The sequence below is a fragment of the Bacillus rhizoplanae genome (assembly GCF_917563915.1).
In the GTDB taxonomy this organism is placed as follows: domain Bacteria; phylum Bacillota; class Bacilli; order Bacillales; family Bacillaceae_G; genus Bacillus_A; species Bacillus_A rhizoplanae.
Genome location: NZ_CAKJTI010000009.1, coordinates 102,464 through 125,826, shown reverse-complemented (window position 1 = coordinate 125,826; position 23,363 = coordinate 102,464). Strand labels below are relative to the sequence as shown.

Annotated in this window: 19 protein-coding genes; 1 reads left to right on the top strand and 18 read right to left on the bottom strand. The window is 35.0% G+C overall.

The genetic code is table 11. From position 1 onward, the window contains the following. Positions 1-5 precede the first annotated feature (5 nt). The 13 genes from LRP84_RS11380 to LRP84_RS11320 all read right to left on the bottom strand — a co-directional run bounded on the left by LRP84_RS11380 (position 6) and on the right by LRP84_RS11320 (position 13,962). The gene (locus tag LRP84_RS11380) at positions 6-977 is read right to left on the bottom strand and encodes a LacI family DNA-binding transcriptional regulator (protein WP_230575183.1); all 972 of its coding nucleotides are present in this window, start codon (positions 975-977) and stop codon (positions 6-8) included. Between the two features lie 148 nt (positions 978-1,125). Continuing rightward, positions 1,126-2,766, bottom strand: a complete 1,641-nt coding sequence (locus tag LRP84_RS11375; RefSeq protein WP_230575182.1) for an MDR family MFS transporter — start codon at positions 2,764-2,766, stop codon at positions 1,126-1,128. A gap of 19 nt (positions 2,767-2,785) precedes the next feature. After that, the gene (locus LRP84_RS11370; RefSeq protein WP_230575181.1) at positions 2,786-3,244 is read right to left on the bottom strand and encodes a MarR family winged helix-turn-helix transcriptional regulator; all 459 of its coding nucleotides are present in this window, start codon (positions 3,242-3,244) and stop codon (positions 2,786-2,788) included. Positions 3,245-3,468: 224 nt separating this feature from the next. Next, a complete protein-coding gene (locus LRP84_RS11365; protein WP_230575180.1) occupies positions 3,469-3,846 on the bottom strand; it encodes an OsmC family protein in 378 nt (125 codons plus the stop codon). Further along, positions 3,821-5,248 carry an amino acid permease gene (locus LRP84_RS11360; RefSeq protein ID WP_230575179.1) on the bottom strand — a complete coding sequence of 476 codons (1,428 nt, stop codon included), beginning with the start codon at positions 5,246-5,248 and terminating at the stop codon, positions 3,821-3,823. The genes LRP84_RS11365 and LRP84_RS11360 overlap by 26 nt, the downstream gene beginning before the upstream one ends. A gap of 136 nt (positions 5,249-5,384) precedes the next feature. Continuing rightward, on the bottom strand, positions 5,385-6,029 hold the full coding sequence (locus LRP84_RS11355; protein ID WP_230575178.1) for an amino acid ABC transporter permease: 645 nt from the start codon (positions 6,027-6,029) through the stop codon (positions 5,385-5,387). Next, positions 6,030-6,686: an amino acid ABC transporter permease gene (locus tag LRP84_RS11350; protein WP_230575177.1), complete on the bottom strand. Its 657-nt coding sequence runs from the start codon at positions 6,684-6,686 to the stop codon at positions 6,030-6,032. It abuts the gene before it with no gap. Between the two features lie 73 nt (positions 6,687-6,759). Next, positions 6,760-7,590 (bottom strand): glutamate ABC transporter substrate-binding protein, encoded by an 831-nt coding sequence (locus LRP84_RS11345; RefSeq protein ID WP_230575176.1) that lies wholly within the window; start codon positions 7,588-7,590, stop codon positions 6,760-6,762. Between the two features lie 12 nt (positions 7,591-7,602). Further along, entirely contained in the window at positions 7,603-8,331 is a 729-nt protein-coding gene (locus LRP84_RS11340) for an amino acid ABC transporter ATP-binding protein (RefSeq protein WP_230575175.1), read from the bottom strand. Positions 8,332-8,471: 140 nt separating this feature from the next. Next, positions 8,472-9,932, bottom strand: a complete 1,461-nt coding sequence (locus tag LRP84_RS11335) for an alanine/glycine:cation symporter family protein (protein ID WP_230575174.1) — start codon at positions 9,930-9,932, stop codon at positions 8,472-8,474. 244 nt (positions 9,933-10,176) lie between these two features. Further along, positions 10,177-11,151 carry a phosphotransferase enzyme family protein gene (locus LRP84_RS11330; protein ID WP_230575173.1) on the bottom strand — a complete coding sequence of 325 codons (975 nt, stop codon included), beginning with the start codon at positions 11,149-11,151 and terminating at the stop codon, positions 10,177-10,179. 365 nt (positions 11,152-11,516) lie between these two features. After that, on the bottom strand, positions 11,517-11,720 hold the full coding sequence (locus tag LRP84_RS11325; RefSeq protein ID WP_230575172.1) for a hypothetical protein: 204 nt from the start codon (positions 11,718-11,720) through the stop codon (positions 11,517-11,519). Positions 11,721-12,003: 283 nt separating this feature from the next. Then, positions 12,004-13,962, bottom strand: a complete 1,959-nt coding sequence (locus tag LRP84_RS11320) for an electron transport protein (protein WP_230575171.1) — start codon at positions 13,960-13,962, stop codon at positions 12,004-12,006. Positions 13,963-14,669: 707 nt separating this feature from the next. On the opposite strand from LRP84_RS11320, the gene LRP84_RS11315 reads away from it, so the two are divergent. Next, positions 14,670-16,094, top strand: coding sequence for an amino acid permease (locus LRP84_RS11315; protein ID WP_230575170.1), 1,425 nt, complete (start codon positions 14,670-14,672; stop codon positions 16,092-16,094). Between the two features lie 41 nt (positions 16,095-16,135). On the opposite strand, the gene LRP84_RS11310 is transcribed toward LRP84_RS11315, so the two are convergent. The 5 genes from LRP84_RS11310 to LRP84_RS11290 form a co-directional block, all read right to left on the bottom strand. Next, the gene (locus LRP84_RS11310; RefSeq protein ID WP_230575169.1) at positions 16,136-17,848 is read right to left on the bottom strand and encodes a putative bifunctional diguanylate cyclase/phosphodiesterase; all 1,713 of its coding nucleotides are present in this window, start codon (positions 17,846-17,848) and stop codon (positions 16,136-16,138) included. A gap of 389 nt (positions 17,849-18,237) precedes the next feature. Continuing rightward, on the bottom strand, positions 18,238-18,972 hold the full coding sequence (locus LRP84_RS11305; protein ID WP_230575168.1) for a Firmicu-CTERM sorting domain-containing protein: 735 nt from the start codon (positions 18,970-18,972) through the stop codon (positions 18,238-18,240). 39 nt (positions 18,973-19,011) lie between these two features. Beyond that, on the bottom strand, positions 19,012-20,361 hold the full coding sequence (locus tag LRP84_RS11300; protein WP_230575218.1) for a TIGR03111 family XrtG-associated glycosyltransferase: 1,350 nt from the start codon (positions 20,359-20,361) through the stop codon (positions 19,012-19,014). A gap of 2 nt (positions 20,362-20,363) precedes the next feature. Further along, the gene (xrtG, locus tag LRP84_RS11295) at positions 20,364-20,948 is read right to left on the bottom strand and encodes an exosortase family protein XrtG (RefSeq protein ID WP_230575167.1); all 585 of its coding nucleotides are present in this window, start codon (positions 20,946-20,948) and stop codon (positions 20,364-20,366) included. Further along, positions 20,945-23,356 (bottom strand): 6-pyruvoyl-tetrahydropterin synthase-related protein, encoded by a 2,412-nt coding sequence (locus tag LRP84_RS11290; protein WP_230575166.1) that lies wholly within the window; start codon positions 23,354-23,356, stop codon positions 20,945-20,947. Before LRP84_RS11290 ends, xrtG begins: the two co-directional genes overlap by 4 nt. Positions 23,357-23,363: the final 7 nt, after the last annotated feature.

The following is a 23,363-nucleotide window of genomic DNA, read 5'->3' as shown; positions in this document are numbered from 1 at the left end:
TCTCCTTACTTCGTTGTATTTCGCTCTATAATTGTAATTGCTAAACGATGATGCTCTTCCTTTAATTGACGCCCTTCTATTTTCTCAATTAATAACTGCGTTGCAATTTTACCCATCTCATAAATAGGCTGTGCGACGGTTGTGATAGCTGGATACATCATTTCAGCTAAAGAAATTCCATCAAATCCGATAATTTGTAATTCATTTGGAATAGATATTCCCTTTTGCAATGCTGCCTTTACTGTACCTAGAGCAATCAAATCATTTCCTGCTACAATACCATCAATATGCGGATGCTTCTCGAGCAGTTCAGAAGCAACATGTTCACTTTTCATAGGATGAAATTCACTTTCTGCAATAACGTAAGAAACATTTTGTTTCGTGACAGCATCGATAAATCCTTGAAAACGCTCATTTGCAGTACTGAGATTTCGCGGTCCACGAATATGCGCAATCGCTTGACATCCTTTTGCTAATAAAAGCTCTGTCGCTTGTTTACTTCCAGCATAGTTATCGGCATATACTGTTGGAATACGTTCATGAAGCATACGATCAATCGCTATAACCGGTACTTGTAAATTCATGTAATTACTACTATTTTGCGGATTTGTTGCGACAATAAAGCCATCGACATTATTTTGTATAAGCACATCAATGTATTGTTTTTCTTTTTCTAAACTTTCATCAGAATTACATAGCACAACCGTATATCCTTGTTTATGAGCTACGTCTTCTACTGCCCGGGCTACCTCTGGAAAGAATGGATTTACGATGTTTGGGACAACTAATCCGATTAGACGAGAACTCTTATTATATAGAGAACGTGCCACCGTACTTGGCTTATAATCTAATAACTCAATTGCCCGCTTTACTTTTTTGAGCGTATCTTCATGCACATAGCCATTCTTATTTAATACTCTAGAAACAGTAGCAACGGATACCTCTGCTAATTTGGCGACGTCTTTTATCGTACTCATTCTTTTCCCTCTCTATCATATGTAACCGTTTACACAAATAATATAACTTATTCAGTAAAATCCGTCAATTGTTTATAAGTAAAAAAACGCGATTAAATCTATGTAAAAATACAAAGAGCATCGCCATTATAGGCGATGCTCTTCCTTATTATGAATAAGATACACTTGCATCTTTCTCTTCTGTTTCATTCTTTTGTTCTTCTGTTTCACTATTTTGTTCTTCTGTTCCCTTTTTACGACCAGAAAGCTTAATTTTCTTCAAGAAAAGTGTAAATACGGCACCGACTACAATAAACACTAATCCAGTCATAAATACATGTTGAAGAGAATCTAATAATGATGTCTTCAATACAGGTACAATGCTATTTGCGATTGCTTCTGGCATTTGTTTCAATGATTCTGGACTAAATAACATTGAATATAGCCCTTGTGGATTTGTGTGAATCATGTCCTTAAACTTCGCCGCTATTTCCCCTGCTTGTGGTGGGAACGTATTTAGCACAGGCACTAACTTATCTGTTAATACTGTACCAGATGTGTTATTCATAATAGAACCTAGAATAGTAATCCCAAATGTACCACCGATTTGACGGAAGAATTGACTTGATGAAGTCACAACTCCAAGATCTTTTTTCGGGAAGCTTTCTTGTAATGCTAATGTTAAGGTTGGCATTACAAGACCCATTCCTAAACCAATAACCATCATATATGACGATGCGACGAGCTTACTTGTATGCATATCCATTGTAGTTAAAAGCCCGAATCCACCGGCCATAATGAGCATTCCAGTGATAATTTGTGGTTTTACCCCCACCTTTAATACAAGCTGACCACCAATAATACTCGTAACGATCATCGTGATCATCATTGGTGTCATAATTGTTCCCGATTCAGCAGCACTTACACCTACAATTCCTTGCATAAAGAATGGTACAAACGTAATGGCTCCAAACATTCCAACACTCATAAAGAAACCAATTGCATTTAATAGTGTAAATGTACGATTTTTAAAGAAATGGATAGGTAAAATCGGTTCTTTCGCTTTTGTCTCAACAATAACAAAGCTTACAAGACCAATAACTGCAAGCGCAAATAACCCAATAACTTGCCAAGAACCCCAAGGGTAGTCTTTTCCGCCAAATGTTAATGCTAATAATAAGCTTACAACACCGAGAATCATAGTAAAAATACCCGCGACGTCAATTTGAATTGGACCAGTTTGTTTCTTACCTTTTAAGCCCAGTGCAATAAAGATTGTCGCTAAAATCCCAACTGGTAAGTTAATATAGAACACCCATCTCCAGCTCATTGAATCAACAATCCAACCACCAATTTGTGGACCAATGACAGAAGCAAGACCATAAAGCGCTCCAAAAATCCCTTGCCATTTCGCACGTTCTTTCCCTGTAAACATATCCCCAATGATAATCATAGCCATCGGCATCATAATACCGCCGCCTAGCCCTTGAATACCACGGAAAATAATTAATTCTGTCATACCATTTGCCATACCACAAAGTGCAGAACCAACCATGAAGATGATTAATCCTGTCATATATACATTGCGGCGACCTAATAAATCTGCTAATTTACCAGCGATCGGTACAACCGTTGTTGATGTTAACATATATGCTGTTGTTAACCATGTCATTAAACTTAATCCGCCAAGTTCACCGACAATACGCGGCATTGCTGTACCGACGATTGTTCCGTCTAATGCAGCAAATAACATTGCGATAACTAAACCAATTAACAACAATGTTCTATTTTGATTTGCTTGTTGTTCCATATAATCTCCTCGACTCTCTTTATTTTTTCTCTTTTTTCTCTGATGTTTGGCAAATAATTGCTTCTAGTTTTTCAAACAACCGAAGTAAGTCTTCTCTCTCTTGTACTTCTAATTGTGAAAAGTATTTTGCAATATGTTGATTCCGAGCAGTCATTGCCTCTTCTAATACATCTTTCCCCTTCGCCGTTAACTCAATTACGACAACGCGGCGATCATTTTTATCATGATAGCGTAAAACCAATTCGTGATCGATTAAACGATCGATCATCACTGTGATTGCACTTGGTTTCACATACATTTTTTTCGCTAATTCTGTCGCTCTTGCTGTACCGTAATGATTTAAGATTTTTAAAATATAAAATTGCGGTGGTGTTAGTCCAGATGATTGCAATTGCTCTAATAACTCCGTTTGCATTTTCTTTCCAATAGAAAATGTAAGAGCCTGAATTTTATCAATATGAGTTATATCATTTTGCATATGTTCCACCTCTTATTTAACCCCTAAAATATTTAACATCTTTAAATATTAAACTGCGCAATTAATAATGTCAATCATTTCGTTTCTTGAAAATGTTCATAACTTTATGAAGACTTTAAAGGCGGAAAATCAATATAAATTTATACAACTATAAAGGATAATTTCCTCACAAAAAAACTACCATTACTATTTACACAAACATAGCAATGGTAGTTTTCACTTTTTTATAAAATCAATTCAATTGTTTCAATAACTTGGATACTATCCTTCACGGATTGAACGATCGTACAATTCTTCACAGCAAGCTCTAACGCCTTTTCTAACTGCTCTTGCGTGATTCCCTCCGCCTTTATTTTATAGTGCAAATGAATACTCTCCACTGGTTTTGACAAAACTTCACTTCTTACAATTTCAGCTTCAATTGTAAACTCATTATACGTAATACGCTTTTTTTCTAAAATCGTTCGAAACACAATCGAACTGCATCCTGCAATCGAAGCAATAAGAAGTTCTAATGGTGTATACCCATTTTCTTTTCCAATTTGCAATTCACCATATGGAAGATCAGTTGTTATTTCATTGCGCTTGACTGTTAGTTTCATATGTATTCCCCATTTCTACTTGCACCGTTTGCTTTCGTTTCTTATTTAGATAATAATACACGTAGCAAAAAATGATAAATGGGATGCCGCAATATAATGCCATGCGCTGTTCTGGGATAAAAGCTAAACTAATAACAACAATGCTATTTAAAATAAGCGCTGCAATTGGAACAATCGGATATAATGGTGTCTTATATTTTAATTCTTCCAGCTTGCCACCATTCTTCAAATATTGTTGTCTAAATCGAATTTGTGAAAATGCGATAATAATCCAACTCGCTACCGCTGATAAACCTGCAACAGATAGTAAATACATGTATACTGTACTCTCTGCGAATACACTTGTTAATAAGGATAGTGCCGCAACAGCTATCGTCACAACTAATGCAGTAATAGGAACACCTCTTTTATTTAACTTCTTAAAAGAAGTTGGTGCCATACCTTCATTTGATAGCGACCATAAAATACGTGTTGCTGCATATAACCCAGAGTTTGCTACAGATAATAGAGCAGTAATAATAACAAAGTTCATAATATCCGCTGCATATGGAATACCGATTTTATCAAATACAACAACAAACGGGCTTTCAATAACTCCTGCTTCTTTCCAAGGAATCAATCCTACTAAAATCGTCATTGTTAAAATAAAGAATAACATAATACGCCATACTGTATTACGAATTGCACGCGGGATTGTTTTTTCCGGTTCCTTACTTTCACCTGCTGCAATCCCAATTAACTCTGTTCCTTGGAAAGAGAAGTTTACAGTAATCATTGTCAGTAACACAGCTCCAAGTCCATTTGGAAATAACCCACCATCATGTACAAAATTAGAAAAAAGCGGCGCTGCTTCTTTTCCATCGTATGGTAAAAATCCAAGTATTGCACTTCCCCCAAGAAGAATAAATGCAATAATGGTAACTACTTTAATACTTGAAAACCAAAATTCTAATTCTGCATAACTTTTTGCTGATACTGCATTTGTTATGAATAAAAGACTACCGAACACAAGGCACCATACCCAAGTATTAACATCTGGAAACCATCTTTTCATCATTAAACCAATTGACGTTAACTCTAAACCAACCGTCACAGCCCAGCCAAGCCAATACAACCAGCCAATCATAAATCCTGTTCCAGGTCCGATAAATTTCGTTGCATACTTTTGGAATGATCCAGAAACAGGCATTGCAACTGTTAGTTCACCAAGGCAAAGCATCGTTAAATACATAATAAGCCCACCGACTAGGTAAGAAAGAATTGCTCCTCCTGGTCCTGCTTGATTAATTGTATATCCTGATCCGAGAAAGAAACCTGTCCCGATTACTCCTCCGAGTGCAATCATAAATAAATGTCTACTTTTCATTGTACGCTGTAATTGCTCATTCGTTGTTTGATTCATCTTCTTCCTCCCCTAAACGCCCTCTGTATTTTAAAATTTCTGATAATATAAAATATACAATAAAGCGTTTACAATTTCTATATAAAATTAAAACTTTTCTAAAAAAATAACTCTTGCATAAAATAATATGCAAGAGTTATCTGCTCTCTAAACGTCTTGAAAAAAGAGACAAGCTATAATTTACAATGAAATACATACATGCGACGAGAATAAAAATTGGAATCATATAGTTTACATTTTGACCATTAATAATTTGAGCATTATGCATTAATTCTGGCAATGAAATTACGACCGCCAACGATGTATCTTTTAAAAGGGATATAAATTGACTGACAATCGGCGGCACCATACGTCGCAGTGCTTGCGGTAAAATAATATGCTGAAGCGTTTGTACATACGATAGTCCAGAAGCGCGCGCTGCTTCAATTTGTCCTTTCTCAATTGATAATAAACCACTGCGAACAATCTCTGATATCATCGCTGCTTCAAATATCGTCAAAGCCACAATGGCCGCTGTTGTAATCTCTAATTTCAAGCCAGCTTCTGGGAGCGCAAAATATGTAAAGAAAATAATTAATAACAGCGGTAAATTACGAATGATTTCAACAATACAAGCAAGTATTGCTGAGACAACCGGTATTTTCGCATATCGTAACGTACCAATTACACTACCAATTATAAAACTAAGGAAGATTGCTATAAGAGCGATTTCTAACGTAACAAGTAGTCCTTTTAGTAAAAAAATAACATGATCTCCTATATAGGCACCCCGAAAATCCATTTACACAGCTCCTTTCGCCAAGTGTTTCTCCAAATATCGAACACCCATGCTAAGCGGAACAGTTAAAAGTAAATAAAACATACCAACAAATATATATACATCAAATGTGACAAATGTTCTTGTAGAGATTAAATCACCTTGGTACATTAAATCCGCCCCAGCGATAATGCCTAGTATAGAAGAGTTTTTCACTAAATTTAGGAATTGATTACCTAGCGGCGGAATCACAATTTTTATCGCTTGCGGTAAAATGATATGATACATCGCTTGCCCGTACGTTAAACCAGAAGAACGGGCTGCTTCCATCTGCCCTTTCGGAACTGATAAAATTCCTGCACGAATTGCCTCTGTAATGAAAGCCGCTGTATATATAGTAAGTGCAGTTGTACCAGCAACAAAGCCACTTACTGTAACGCCAATTACCGGAAAAGCAAAATAAAAAGCAAATGCAATTAGAACTAAAGGGATATTCCGAATAAACTCTACATATGCTGTACCCACCCAATTTAGAACCCGAATTGGCGCAATTCGCATCACTGCGATTATGATACCAAGAATAAAACTACCAATTAATGCAACAATACTAGACATCAATGTATATCGGAATCCCTCTAAATACAAATCTAGATTATTTGAGAGAATAGAAAAATCGGGCACAAGCTCTCCCCTCTTTCTTCATAACAAGAGGATGATTATTTCTCATCCTCTTGTTATCATATATTTTGTAGTTTTACTCAGGCTTCTTCCCAATCCACTTTTCATACAACTTATCGTACTCTCCATTTGCTTTCATCTCTTTTAATAGCTCATTAATTACTTTCGTAAGCTCCGTTTCTCCTTTTCTCACCGCAATGCCATACGGTTCGTCAGTGAAGATTTTTCCAACAACTTCATAGTTTGCATCTTGCTTTTCCATACCATATAAAATGGCATTATCTGTTGTTAAAACATCGCCTTGTCCTGCCTTTAATGCCGTAAACGCTTCACTATAGTTTTCAAATTCAAGTACAGTCGCTTCCGGTGCTTTTGCACGAATATTGTTCGTGGAAGTAGAGCCCTTTACAGCTAACACTTTTACACCTTTTTTCACGTCAGCTATATCCTTAATTTTACTTCCCTTTTTCACAAGTAAAGATTGTCCTGCTTTAAAATACACATCTGAGAAATCAACTTCTTTTTTGCGTTCCTCGGTAATTGTCATTGTCGCAATAATTGCGTCAATATCGCCGTTTTTCAACATCGGGATGCGCGTTTTAGAAGTAACTTCTTTTAATTCTAACTTATTCTCATCACCTAGAATTTTTTTAGCAAGTGCTTTCGCAACATCAATATCAAATCCTTCTACCTTGCCCGTTGACGGATTCTTTAATCCAAATAGATTCGTATCATACTTCACACCGACAACTAATTTTCCGCGTTCTTTAATTTGATCAATAACAGTTTCTTTCTCATTTTTTACAGTTTCTTTCGTTTCCTCTTTCTTATTTCCGCACCCACCTACAATCAATGTAAATAAACACACAAAAGCGATAAGTGTAAACCACTTTTTCATTTTAATCATCGAATTCCCCCCTTAATGATTAAGCACACGACTTAAAAATAATCGTGCTCGTTCTTGCTTTGGATTTGCAAAGAAATCAACAGGTGCTGCTTCTTCCACAATTTGACCCTTGTCCATAAATAAAATACGATCAGCTACCTCACGAGCAAACCCCATCTCATGTGTAACAACAACCATCGTCATTCCTTCTTTTGCTAATGTTTTCATAACGTCGAGTACCTCGCCAATCATTTCGGGATCAAGTGCAGAAGTTGGTTCATCAAACAGCATGATCTCCGGCCTCATTGCTAGCCCCCTTGCAATGGCAACGCGCTGTTGCTGTCCGCCTGATAGTTGGTGCGGATAGGCATTTACTTTATCAGTAATCCCCACTTTTTCTAAGTAAAACATAGCAATTTTTTCTGCTTCTTCTTTCGGCTTTTTGAGTACTTTTATCGGGGCAAGTGTAATATTTTGAAGCACCGTTTTATGGGGATATAAATAAAAATGTTGAAATACCATGCCGATGCTTCGTCTTAGTTGATTTATATCTTTCTTTATCTCATGCACGTTTACACCATTCACAAACAATTCACCATTCGTAATCATCTCTAGTTGATTCATGCAGCGCAGCAACGTGCTTTTTCCTGATCCCGATGGACCAACGACCACGACGACTTCCCCTTTTTCAATTTGCAAATTAATATTTTTTAAAACCTGAAAGCTGTCGTAATATTTGTTAACATCGCGAAAAACAATCAATCTACTCCCCTCCTTTACAACTCAAAAAAGCCTATACAGTTTTTTATATTCGAAGACACATAAAAAAATAACTAGTAATCTTTTAGATATAAAAAAGAAGCAAAGAGATTGCTCTCTTTGCTTCTTTCACTTTTATCTTTTTACGAAACCTCTTCTTGTTTATCTTTTCCATATTCATGCTCCCAAAAATCAGCATTTTTAATACCAAGTTCTTGAGGATCAAATACAGGATCTTTCCCTTCCTTCTTCTGCTTCTCATAGTCTTTCAATGCTACAAGCGCCGGTTTTTGCAAGAATAGAATTGCGATAATATTTACCCAGGCCATAATACCAACACCGATATCCCCAAGCGCCCACGCTGTTGCCGCTGTTTTCACACAGCCATAGAATACAGTTGCTAAGAATATAAACTTCAACACAAGTGTCATCCAAGGACGATCTTTTTCGCGATTTAAATAGGCAATATTCGTTTCTGCAATGTAGTAGTATGCCATAATGGTTGTGAAAGCAAAGAAAAAAAGAGAAATAGCAACAAAAGCATTTCCAAAACCAGGGAATACAGATTCAACAGCAGATTGCGTATAACCAGGTCCCGGTTCCGCACCGTTCAAGTTATTAACAAGAAACCCTTTTCCACTTGCATCAAACACATTATACATCCCTGTAATAATCATCATGAATGCTGTTGCAGAGCACACAAATAATGTGTCAATGTAAACAGAAAATGCTTGTACAAGTCCTTGTTTTGCCGGATGAGATACTTCCGCTGCAGCAGCTGCATGCGCTCCTGTTCCTTGTCCAGCCTCATTTGAATAAATCCCGCGTTTTACGCCCCATGAAATTGCTAAACCGATAATCCCTCCAAATGCAGATTCTAACGCAAATGCACTTTTCAGAATAAGCATGAAAGCATCTGGCAACTTATCAATATTCATGAAAACAATTAAACAAGCAACAAGAATATAACCAGCTGCCATAAACGGCACAACAACTTGCGCTACGTTAACAATACGTTTTACACCACCAAAAATGATAAGACCTAGTACAACAACTAATATTGCCCCTGATACGGATGTATTAATACCAAACGCTGTTTCCAAACTTACCGCAATACTGTTCGCTTGTACACCAGGAAGCAACATCCCTGTTGCAAGAATTGTCGCCATGACGAAAACAATCGCATACCATTTAATTCCTAATCCTTTTTCTATGTAATATGCTGGACCACCTCGGAATTGCCCTTTGTACTTCGTCTTGTAAATTTGTGCAAGTGTTGATTCTACATAAGCAGAACCAGCTCCCAAAAAGGCTACAAGCCACATCCAAAAGACTGCTCCTGGTCCTCCAAAAGCGATTGCTGTGGCCACTCCAGCAATATTTCCTGTCCCAACACGGCCTGATAAAGAAAGTGCTAGCGCCTGAAACGAAGAAACACCAGCTTCGGATTTCTCTCCTTGAAATGTAAGTCTTATCATCTCACCCACATGTCTAACTTGTAGAAATCTCGTTCGAACTGAAAAATATAAACCTACTCCTAAGCATAAATAAACAAGTGCAGGACTCCATACAATACCATTTAACCAATTAACAAAGGTTTCCACAAATCCTCCTCCTTTTAGTTTAGAATTTTCAGAATATATAAAAATTATAAAATATACACCTTATGCAATTCAATATTATTTTGAGAAAATAAACACATTTTTGTATAAAAACACAAAAAGTACTTATTAGTAAAAAACAGAGCATCAATCATCTAATATAATCTACATACTCAAACTAGCCTAAAAAAGAAGAAACTGACCATGACTCCACTAGAGGGTGTTTTAGGTCAGTTTCTTCTTTTTCTTAACATTCAATAATTGCTTTTCTTGCAAGAACTCTCTGATGAATAGCTCTTGTTAATGTTTGAAAATGCTCTGGCATTTTCTTACCGTTAAACTTTTTCATAATTGTTCCATATAAAGCAACATCTCGAAGACGCATGAAAAGCGGTAAGGCACTATATGCGGAATCATCAAGCTGATGCTCTGTCTCATATCCTTCTCGTAATACTTGCAACTGATGACGTGCAAAAATCGTTTTCTTCTCTTCCGGCCAATCTTTTTGTAAGACAGAGTAATATAAAACTATTGCAAGGTCATGTACAAAATAATTATACGTTGCATCATCAAAATCAAAAATTGTTAGCTCTTCATTTTCATAGTGGAAATTTCCATGATGAATATCTCCGTGAATTAATCCAAATGTACAATTTGTAGAAGGTAAATTCTTAATTTCTTCTATAATTTCATAGGCGATTTGCTGCAGTTCATGATTTTCCTTTAACATATCAATAATTGTAATTTCATCATCCATCCACGTAACACGATTCTCTGTTTTTGGATAATGCATTGTAAGTCTATGTAACTGACCAATTGCTTTCCCCCATGCATAAAAGAGCGTATCATTCCAAATATCGGGATCGTTATCTTTCGCCCTCTCTCCTTTTGCATAATCAAAAAGAGAAACATAAAAAAATGTTCCATCTGTCGCTTGTAAGCTTTCTACAAATATATTGTTCTGTGACCAATGCGGTGCCGCTACTTTTGCACCGTTTTTCCCAAGGTATGCTAGAAAGTCTAATTCCGCTTCAATTTGCTTATATGTACGATGAGATGAGTGTGTCAAACGCAAAACATACGGTGTACTTCCCTTTCCCTCTGCACGAAAGATATAATTTTCAAAATCTCCTAGTGGTTCTTCCATAACAGTTACACCAAACCGTTTTGCCCCTTCTTGTAAAATTTCCTTTGTAAATACTTGTTCAACTGCTAACTCCATATAACCCCTCCTTGTTCTATCCTCTCTACTAATTCGTTATGAATCTTAAAATCACTGCTATGAAATGTAACAAAGTGTTCGCAATCCTCGCTCGAATGTATGTTATACACCAATACATGAACAACTGTAAAAATATAAGGAGTAGAATATTCTACTCCTTTTCAATCCTATTAATAGAGAAAATATGACTATATAAGTAAACAAATTTATCCTGTATTAACGGGCAGTAAGACTCTCACCTCAAGATTCATGGGGAAGCAAAGAAGATAGTTGGGGGATGAAGTCCCCCAACTGATGGAAGTTTCACTTTATTATAATTCACTTAGATTAAAGCTTATACAATCGTATATTCCATCTTTATATTACTACCATGTTCCCTCTAATATTAGCGCATAAATACCCATGCTCATAACAAATAGTGAAACCCCTAACGTAATAATCCATAATGGAATTTTCAATTTTTTCACTTTAAAATACGCTCCATACCCTTTATATTTAAGAGAGCGATATAAACTGATTCCTCCTACAAAAATCATAAAAATACTTAAAATATGTACGACATACGGCAAGCTCCCACTCCTAAAAAAAATCCTCCCCATAAGATTACCACATCTTTCCTTTTTATATCATCCTTTTGTTTACAATAAAGTGAAACTTCCATCAGTGGGGGTTTTCTTCATCCCCCACTGATGGTTAGTTGAACCAATCGGGCTTTTACGGACAGTTATCCTCCACCTATCTTCTTCGCTTCTCTCTAAATCTTAAGGTGGGGGATCTTCCTGCCCGCGAATAGCGGAATAAAAAATAGATTGTTTATCTTTCAGTGCTTGTTCGCTACAGTATACTTCTAAGTTATTCTAATGTGAGTAAATAGTTGATTAACGCATCTTGCTCTTGCTTTGAAAAACCTGTAGAAGAATCTACCCAATATTCATGTCCTTCCCCCGTAATATGTGCGTCTTGTAAATCCTTTGAATTTTTGTTTGCCTCGATTACTTTTCTTCTCAAGTTTTGGTCAATTAATGCTCGTAAGCTGTTAAACGGATTAGGCTCAATTCCTTTTGATACGGTTCCTGTCATACCTAGTTCACTCTCCACGTTTTGGCCAACCGCAACACCTCCATCATGTAAATACGGCGCTCCCCAATAAAGCCCTAACAAGCTTGGAACTTTGTAACCACCAGGTGAACTATTTAACATATATGCTAAGTTAATCTTCTCTTTATCTAATGAATAGGCTGGAACTTTTAACAATTTTGCTCCTTTTGGTACAGGTACAGATGTATCCGGTGAATAAATAATAGGCTCTGCTAAGTTTTTACCTATTGCTTCAAATGATTTTGCCCTTGATGGCTCTGTCTTAATTTCGTTAACTGGAATAATTCGATTATTTGTGTAGGTTTGTCCCGCATGACAAGTAATACAGCCTGCACGTGCAAAAACGTTCTTCCCTTTTTTCATCGTCTTATCATCAACAGATAATGGTGGTTTAGGGGAAACAAATGTATTTTGTAATGCAGACATTCCATTATTTTGCTCCATGACTCGATAGCCAGGAGAACTTGATAATAAACCATTAGGAGAGATTAAAGAAGGCCTTGGAAATGTCGGAAGCGCAATTAACTCATTTACTCCTGGAACTCCTGGAGTAGGGTCTACTGAAGCAAAAAACTCAGATGGTTTCTTTCCACTTTTAGGATCATATCGATATTTTAGATTCGCTGCATTTTGTAACATTGTTCCTAAATAAACTTCCTTGTCGATTTTGAAAAGGAATGGACTAGCATGTGCTAATGTCGTTAAATCTGATCCTTGAATATTTACAGCACTATTAATTACACTTAGTCCTTTAAACGGACCAGCTTGTGCAAACCCATTCCACCCATAAGGATGATCTCCAAATGTAAAAGAATCTGGAATTTGTGTTGGATTATTCACCAAATCACTACTCGCATCAAAGTTTCCTCTTGGCCATTTTAATAAAGTACGATCTACAGTCTCCTCTATCATCCCTGGATCAGGAAGCGGAGCTTTTTTTCCATCAGAGGTTACTACTGTTCGCCCTAAATCTTTTATATAGTCTTGTAACGACTTAATTTCTGCACGAGAAAAATAAGCTGCTGAATTTGTCCCTAGTGCTAAAATGAGACCGCCATTAAAATCATTATTTGCAGCACCTTCAATAACTTTTTTTGTATCTCTTGTTACCGTTGCGTGGCATGCAGCACAGCTTACTCCTATCTTCTCTCTTCCTTCAGACTTAATAATAGGCATCCCTAACACTTCATTAGAACCTCTTGAAACATCTAAACCAGTATCAACCTTTGTTCCTTTTTCAAACGTTTTATCTCCTATTTTCACAGTTTTCGCCAGTTCGACACGTAAATTTGTTGTCCCTTTTCCATGCAAGTCGTAAATTGCTTTTTTAATATTTTCCAAAGTTAACGCACCGTTTAAAATACCCATTATGTCTGTAAGAAACACTTCATTTCCAAATGTTTCTTCATAAAAAGACTCTCTCCCCAATTTTAATAACTCTCTGTCAATTTTCACTGCTCCGTTTTGTGGTGATAATAAAGCTTTGCCTTCTTTCGTTTTTAACAACTCATTCGCCTTTTTTTGCGAAATCGTTTGTCCCCAAATATCATATGCTGGTTGATTTCCCTCAGTTCCATAATGATTTGGTTTGCTCTTTACAATTTGATTTTCAGAAGGAATATAAGCATATGTTGATTTTGAAAAGTTAAAAAGGACAACACATACAAACATTATCCCCCCAACAAGAGATCTAGCCGACTTCCTATTTTCCATTTACTTTCCTCCATGTTCATCAAAGAATATTACAAACGCTCAGTAACAGCCTTAATATTCCCTGTAAAAAGAGAAATAAATGCAAAAGCATACTTTCCATCTTCTTTGTTCATTTTATGAACATCTAGCGCATACAACTTTGTGATATCTTAGCTTATTTTTAAAAGCTCCTTCAAATCAGGTTTGTAAAATATTAAAAGAAGCGATTCTATTTATGAAAACATTACTAAGATTTGTTCATATTAGCTCATCATTTTGAATAAAACCTTGTCATCCTCTTGTTTTCTTTGTATTACAGTATCTTGAAAATCGGTTCCTAAATCTGTTTGTTTTCAAAATAAAAGCAAAATCACTATAAATATTTAATCATCAATACGAATTTTTATAAAAAATATATACATTTCTCTTCCATTCCTAAAAAACATGTAGTATACTTACTTCAAAATCAGAGGAGAAAGGGAGCAAAGAACTATGCTTACTTATACAACTGTAGTTACATTTGCACAAAAACAACATCATCATACGTAAACCCTTGAACCTAGCGGAAAAAAAACGCGTAGGTACAAGGGTTATTCCCGTTGTACCTACGTTGGATCAAGAGCCATGTAGGTATTTTTCATCTACATGGCTCTTTTTTATTTCCAAAAAACACTAGGTACAAAAAATAATAAAACAAAAAAACTACTACAAAAAGGAGTTACACAATCATGGAAACAAAAAAATGGGGTTTATGGATTTTAACAGCGTTCGTTGTTGGAAATATGGTTGGGGGCGGCGTGTTTATGCTTCCAGCAAATTTAGCTCAAGTATCAGGATCAATGGGTTCGACGCTCGCATGGGCAATTACCGGGCTTGGGGTATTTATGATTGCACTAGTATTTGGAAACTTAGCAATGCGCAAACCAAATTTAAAAGCTGGTCCGCAAAGCTATGCCCAAGCAATGTTTAAGTCGCCAAAAGCTGGGCAAGTTGCTGGTTATAGTATGGCTTGGGGTTACTGGGCTGCAAACTGGGCTGCAACAGCTTCTGTCATCATTTCATTTGCAGGATATTTATCTACGTTTTTCCCAGTTATGCAAAGTAAACAAGTTTTATTCACAACAAATGGTTTTTCATTAGAACTTGGAAAAGCCTTAACATTTGCTGTATGTAGTATTATGCTATGGGGCATTCAATATATTCTTTCCCAAAATATTGACCATGCTGGTAATATGAATTTACTGGCAACTGTCGCAAAAATTATTGGGTTTACAATGTTTATTATCATTACATTATTCATTTTTAATGCAGCTAATTTCGGCGATAGTCAAACTTTTATGAATGAAGCTGGAAAGTCTATCCCATTAGGCGGACAAGTCAATGCTGCTGCCATCTCAACACTTTGGGCGTTTATTGGTATTGAGTCAGCCGTTATGCTTTCAAACCGTGCGAAATCACAACGCGATGTAAAAAAAGCAACGATTTTCGGATTAGTAATTGCTCTTCTTATTTACGTAGCAATTACATTATTAACAATGGGTGCTCTTCCACAAGATGTGCTAAAAGAATCACAAAAACCATTGGTTGATGCATTAAACATGGCTATTGGTAATAAAGGTGCATACATTATGGCATTTCTAGCACTTGTTTCTCTATTCGGCTCTACAGTCGGTTGGATCGTTGTAAGTGCAGAAGTTCCATATCAAGCAGCAAAAAGCGGATTATTCCCAGCATTCTTTGGAAAAACAAATAAAAAAGGAAGCCCAACGAACTCATTATTATTAACAAATATCATGACACAAATATTCTTATTCTCTACTATTTCAGGGTCAGTATCAGAGGCGTATAACTTTGCAATTGTTGTCGCTACACTTGCCTATTTAATTCCGTACCTTGTTTCAACATTGTATCAATTAAAACTCATTATTACTGGTGAAACATACAACGTCATGCAAGGCTCTCGCAAAGTTGACGGAGTAATTACAGTACTTGCTCTTATATATTCAATTTGGGTTATCAAAACAGGGACAGCTGATATAAAAACGTTCTTACTAGGAATAGGATTATTCGTAATTGGATTAGTTCTTTATCCATTTATCATGAAAAATACTACTGAAAAGAACATAGAAACACTTGATACAAAAATTAGTTAAACTCAAAAACACTAGCTCCCTAAAGAGCTAGTGTTTTTCGATTAAAATTTATTTTTTAATTCTGATACTGTTAACGGTTTCGCATAATAAAATCCTTGTACATAGTCACATCCCATTGATTGTAGTAACGTTTCTTGTTCAACAGTTTCTACCCCTTCTGCAACAACCTTCATATTTAAACTATGTGCAATGTCAATAACCGATTTTACAATTGTTCTTTCAGGTTGTGCCTGAATATGATGAAATTCTTGAATAAAATTGCGATCAATCTTTACAATATCAAGTGGTAACTGTTTTAAATAATATAACGATGAATACCCTGTTCCAAAATCATCTAGTGCAATTAAAATTCCCATATTTCTTAATTCTTGAAGGGCAGCAATAATATACTCAAAGTGCCTTACCGCAACACTCTCAGTAATCTCTAAAATTAATCGATTTGGTGAAAATGAAGTACGTGCTAATATACTACGCAAAACAGGTATAAAACGATTTTGCATAATTTGTTGAATAGATATATTTACAGATAATCGCAAACCTTCTGTATATTCCGGTAATGTTTTAAATATTCTACATGATCGTTCTAACACCCAATCTCCTAATTGTGAAATCAATCCACATTCTTCTGCAATTGGAATAAATTCAGAAGGAGAAATCGGACCTTCTTCCGTATAACAACGCAGCAATGCCTCTACCCCCGAGTATTGCTTTGTTTGTAAATCAATAATTGGCTGCATCACTACTTTTAATTCTTCGTCATGAATGGCCTTTTGCAATACAAGTTCGACTTCCATTTTTCGATGCGTTTTTGCTCGTAAATCATTTGTAAAATAACAAACGGAGTTTCTCCCTTGCTCTTTCGCACTATACATAGATAAATCTGCATTTTTTAATAAAGACTCTATATCTTCACCATCTTTTGGATATGAACATACTCCCAAGCTAGCAGAAACATACGCTTCATTTCCATCTAATATGAACGGTTCCTGAAAACGAGAAAGAATCGAACCTGCTAACTGTTGTAAATCTTTTAATGTATTCTTCTCCGTTAATAAGACAAATTCATCCCCGCCAAACCTTGAAAGCACTTCCATATCACTTAATACATAGTAGAGGCGTGATGCCACTTCTTCTAGTAATAAATCCCCTATCGCGTGTCCTAATGTATCATTTACCAATTTAAAACGATCTAAATCAAAATAAATGAGACTAAATGGTGTTTTTTCTTCTACGCGCTTATTTGCTAATGCCATTAATTGTAAACGATTTGGCAAACCTGTTAACACATCATGATATGCTAATTTACGATAACGTTTTTCACTCACCCTTAACCGTTGCTCTATCTCTTTGCGTCCTGTTACCTCGTTTCGAATGGAAACAAATTGATATGGTTCCCCGCTATCATCTAGAAAAGGAACAATGGTAGTGTTTACCCAATAATAGGACCCATCTTTTGCCTTATTACAAATTTCTCCACGCCAAACTTTCCCACTTAAAATACGTTTCCATAGTTGCTTAAAAAAAGGCTTTGGATGATATCCAGAATTTAAAATGCGATGACTCTGTCCAATTAGTTCTTCTCTTGTATATTTCGAAATTTTACAAAACTTATTATTTACATATGTAATATAACCATCCCGGTCAGTAATAGCAACAATTGATGATTCATCTAGAGCAAATTTTATATCTTGCAATGCTTTCATAGCTCCTTGGAGTGATGAATCATGTAACACTAGACCTTGCTGCTCTATCATGTCCTACCTCTCCTTGTTTCTCTCTTTCAATAACAAGACAATACGTTTTCCTTTTTTATAATTAACGAAAAGCAATCATCATTTCTATATTTTAAAGGATATAGAGATAATGATTGCGTTTGCAAAAATTCCAGTCATTCAGCTAACATTTAATGGAGAACTCACTGACAAGAATTTCACTTTATAAATACCTCTAATTACCACTTTTAAATACAAATATCATAACACGTTTTATTCTTACTTACAATTAACGAGATAATCAAATATAACGTTATAAAATAATAATACCAAAATATTTACATTTTCCCACCGGAAAATTGGAAATTATTTTTTAAAATCTGGTAATCTATTCATCTGATGTATAAAATAAAAACTAGTCGTTTATTAGACTAGTTTTTATTTCGCTTTTGAAAACGAAGAATGCGATATGCTGCAAATCCTACAATTCCAAATCCTACGATTGCAGAGAATTGCCATAATGTTGGACCATTGTCAATGGTAATCCAGCCATCTCTGTCTGGAACCCAGTCAATTGTATTTTTAGCAGGACACACTTCTCCACTAATATTTGACTTTAATGCAAAACGGATCTCCTTCTGCTTATCTAATCCAAATTCTTTTAAGGGAACTCGGAATTCTAGTTCCTTCTTATCACTACTTACAGAAAAGGTTTGTTCTTGGTATTTTCCTGAGTCTACACTTATAGAATATTGATTTCCTTTTCCACTAATAAGATTTACAATTGAATGATGATATTGAATCATTTGACATTTACCATTTACCTCAATGGATTCCGAGTTACTTCTCCCGCCTTGTTTCGCATCTGGAAAAATCACGTGAAATGTCCAGCCATCTTGGTTAGAATGTCCTGCCGATTGTCTTTCTACATACAAATATAAATATTCACCATCAGAATAATATTTAACACCCGTAATATCTTCATTATTCATTCCATTTGGCACATCACCTTTTGTATCCGAAACATACGGCATATTATTCCAATCAGAAAAATTCCCGTCAATTGTAATAGGAGGTTTCTTAGTTTCTGCGAATACTTGTAGTTGTGCGATATTTAATAAACTTATACCGACAAAAAGTGACGCAAGTAGTTTTCTAGATTTCATAGTAGATCTCCTCCATTAATGAATAATGCTCATATAAAATCATTTATTACTGCTGCCATTAATCCATTTCTTCAATTTAAAATAGAAGGAAAACTGTTTCTTCATTTTCTCACGAATCATCTGCATTTCTTCACTTAATGCACGCACATCCCAGCTTGCTTTCTTTTCTTTTGCATTAATCGTTCCAGCAAGGCGGCAAAAAAAGATAAACATACGATAAAATGGAAGTAAAAATATTGTATATATATGCTTACGCATATATTTCTTTACATGTGGTTGTGGCTTCAAATACAATTTTGAAACGACATAAAACAACAACGAATTTGCTACATAAGAAAAATAAAGAATAATATTTGCAGTTACAATTAAATATAATGGATAATCTAAAAACATTAAGTATACTAGCGCAAAAATCCAAATCATTCTTGAAAAAATTAATGTATGATCTTTAATCATTGTATAGCGAATTACATCTAAACTACCTCGTATTTTTTCACTTAAGAATTTATTAAATAAAGCAGTAACTTCTATACCGCCACGTTGCCAGCGTTGCCTTTGTATGTACAAACGGTCTGCAGATTCAATTGGATCTACATAGAAAAAAGCGTCTTCGCATAATGCTACTTTTCCATTGTACATAAGACGAATTTGTGTTGTCATATGCGTGTCTTCGCCAAGCGTTTCAATATTATACATTTGTGTTTTTGTTAATACCTCTTTTCGAAATGCTGAAAACGCTCCTGATAACGTAAAAATAGAATTACGTTTTGATTGGTAGCCTCGCCCTACTAAAAATGCTTCTACATACTCAAACAACTCACAACGCTGTAATAATTTTAATAAGGGTTTATTATTTTCTTGAATTAACTCAGGATTAATCATAACAACACCGGTCATTGCTGAAATACTCATATCTTGTTCAAATTTTCTTACTGTATTATAAACAGCTCTTGAATCAAGCATACCGTCTGAATCCACATTTAAAATGTATCTTCCTCGTGAAAGATATATTCCTTGATTCAAAGCTTGTGCTTTTCCTTGCTTTGATTTTATATATCTAATATTTAAAACAGGATGCTCTATTTGAAATTGTTGAAATACCTCAAAAGATCTATCTTCCGAACCATTATCAATTAAAATAACTTGTATATTTTGCAATGGATATTGTTGAGCTACAATTGAATTCAAACAATCTCCCAATGTTTTCTCAGAATTATATACAGGAACAAGAATGGTTACATAAGGAAAAAAGGTTAATTCTATCTCTTTCTTTTTTAAGTAAGCATGCAATACAACAATAGCACTTCCAAAGCCAGTGAGAAAATCAACAAGTAACGGAATAATAAGCCACACAGTCCAAAAAAAGACTTCCTGTAAAAAAGCATCCATCGTCACTTTAATTCACCCACTTTCTGATATCTGATTTGAACAAGTGTAAATAATACATAATAAAGATATACTGTTAAACCAAAAAAAAGAATACGAGCAAATACCATATGAACAAGCTTGTATGCTTCTGCTCCAAATATCTTTGTCATAACAATAATGAATAACAACCGCAAAATATTTGCTACAAATAGAAATGATAAACCAAAAAGAGTTGATAATACCTTTGTTTTTATATTTCCAAACGGGAAGAAAAGCACTAGAGAAAGAAACACAAGTAACTCAATACCACCAGAGCATTCATAATTCAATACCATGGTTACAATATCTTTTCCTGTTTCAATTGTTATTAATGCAAGTTCACTATGCACATCAAATACTGGAAATACATTCGAAATCCACTCTAACACATAAGAATTCATAAAGTTTGCGTATTTCTCAATATAAGGTAGAAAGTACATCATACAAATTGTAAAAAAACCTACGCTTCCTACTACAAAAGCAAAAAAACGTAATCCAATACGTTGCATCATCATATAACCGAAAGTACAAAGTGCAATTAATAAAATACCAGTTATAATAGAACTCATGCTTCTCCCTCCCTTCTTTGTCTTCTATAAATTCCATACGATAAACTACAAATTATACATAAAGCACTCACTGATAAAACAACACCTTGTATCATATATGGGTACCCAACATGTACTTCCACATGTTTCGTCTTCACGTTCATAAATTGATTCATTTTTTCATATTTACCTTCTATTGTTTGGAAAGCATCAATTGCTGCAACAGGTACAAGTACATTTACTTGTTCACTATCAACAATTACTTCATTATGATTCCGTTTTAAACTTACTGGTACAACTTCTCTTTTTGGTAATGTGTAAGCCTTTAATTGCAAAATATCCTCAAGAACTTTCAATGTATCTTCATTTTTCGTTAAAAACGTATAATAAGGAATATTTAATGACATAAAAATTAAATTGTCATTCTTGCTTGTAGAAATATAATTCAAAATCTGTTTATTAACATATAACTCTGACTCTGAATGATTTGTATTACTAATAACATTCGTTCTCCAATCACTTGATTTTTTAGGAAACGGTTTTGTTTCTATTTTTTTATCTTTATAATATAATTCACCATACTCACCTTGCAGCGAAATTGGTTGCACATTTACATTCAGAAATGACTCTGTCATTCCAGCTGTGTCAATTACCACTCTAATATTATAATCAGCTAATTTTTTTACTAACTGTTCCGCTACTTTTTTATCTTTATAAGCTAATCCTGAAATGTAAACAACTTTATAATTTTTCAACTCGCTAAAAGTGTAGTCATCGATTTTCATTTTGTCCCCTATTAACAATTGCGGGAACATATAAGTAATATTGGGCGCATATTTTCCAATTGCAATCCCATCATATTGCACTTTCGTTCCAAAGTTCCCCTCAATAGGATATTTATAAATATAGTTACTAGGGGTCTCCTTTATTAATTCATATCCTACTTGTTTGGCCGATTCCTTCATTTCCTCTGGGTGCTTAACAAAATTCTTCTTCAATACGAATGTATCCGCTCCTGTTTCTAGAGTACGATCAAATAAAATATCATAATATTCATGTTCTAATGCTGTATTAATTTGTACTAAATTTTGTGCCGTTGTTGCGCCTTGCCATGCCCATCCATACACTTGATCTTTTACCTTATTTTGTTTTCCATGATAGGATAAATAGTAACTTGGAAAAGAACCATATTCGGAGTTATCTAACATCGCTATACGCTGAGATGCTGCCGAAATCGCCACATCTAAATCTTCAGCTTGTCCTTTCGGAAACTCTCGGTTAAATCCAACTGTATAAAAAGAAGCACCTGAATCAACAGCTAACAACAAAATAAACATCCACATAAGAGACTTACGAAGATTTTTCCATAATAAAAAAGAAAATAAGATCATCACCATGGCCATTGCAGTAAAGCGGCGCATCCATAACACTTGAACAAGAGGCATATTCTGTAAGAGTGGTAGAGCTAGTTTTGTTGTGCCTATCATAATTAATAATGCAACCGAAAATCCTGTCACCTGTTTTTTGGATCCAAAGAGTAAACCAAATAAAGCAAGCAAAGCAAATGAACATCCAAAATAATAGATTTCGATATCATTAAAACGTAAAAATGGATGTAACGAAACAGTTAATGGATAAGAGTGTAGTGCCATTACTTCTAAATTAGCATCTCGGTCCATTCCAATAATACCGCCATTTAGTGCTGGAAATAGCCAAAATCCAGATAAACAAATCCCTAATGCAGCATAGATTAGAACAATAAACTTATGAATCATCTCTTTGTTTACAATTGAATCGATAAGACAAAATAAAAAGAATGAAATACCAACCATAGCTGTTAACATCGGATGAATTAGTGTTATAATTGCCATTAATATAGAAAGAATTATATATAAGTGAATTCTTTTTTCACGTACTGCACGGTAAAATATTAAAAATAAAAATGGTAATATCGATGTTATAGTACAAAAGGGAACATTTCCTTCTGCAAATAAAATGCGAAGATTTTCTGGAACAAAGAACCATAGTATACCAATAAAAAATGCTAGCCATTGCCGTTTTGTATACACTCCCCACAATAACCAGCCCAGGCCCCCTACAATAAAAAGAAAAATAAAAAATAATTGATAAGCTCCAATCATATCCGTTGTAAACATTCGTAATACAGCTAAGATATAATAAGATAAAGGTGCCCAAAATCGAAATGGTTGAAATCCGTTATACCATTCAGCACTGTAATTAACATACCAGTTTCCTTTTTGAAATTCTTCATATAGTAAATTTGCTTTATATAAGTGTCCATAAGTGTCCGAACCCCACGGATAACGCCCGAAACGATTCACATACCATGACATAAGTAAAGCGCATGCTACTAATAAAAAAAATTGGAAAAGAAACAGCCAAACTCGTTTTCGTCGTTCAATTGTCATACTACTT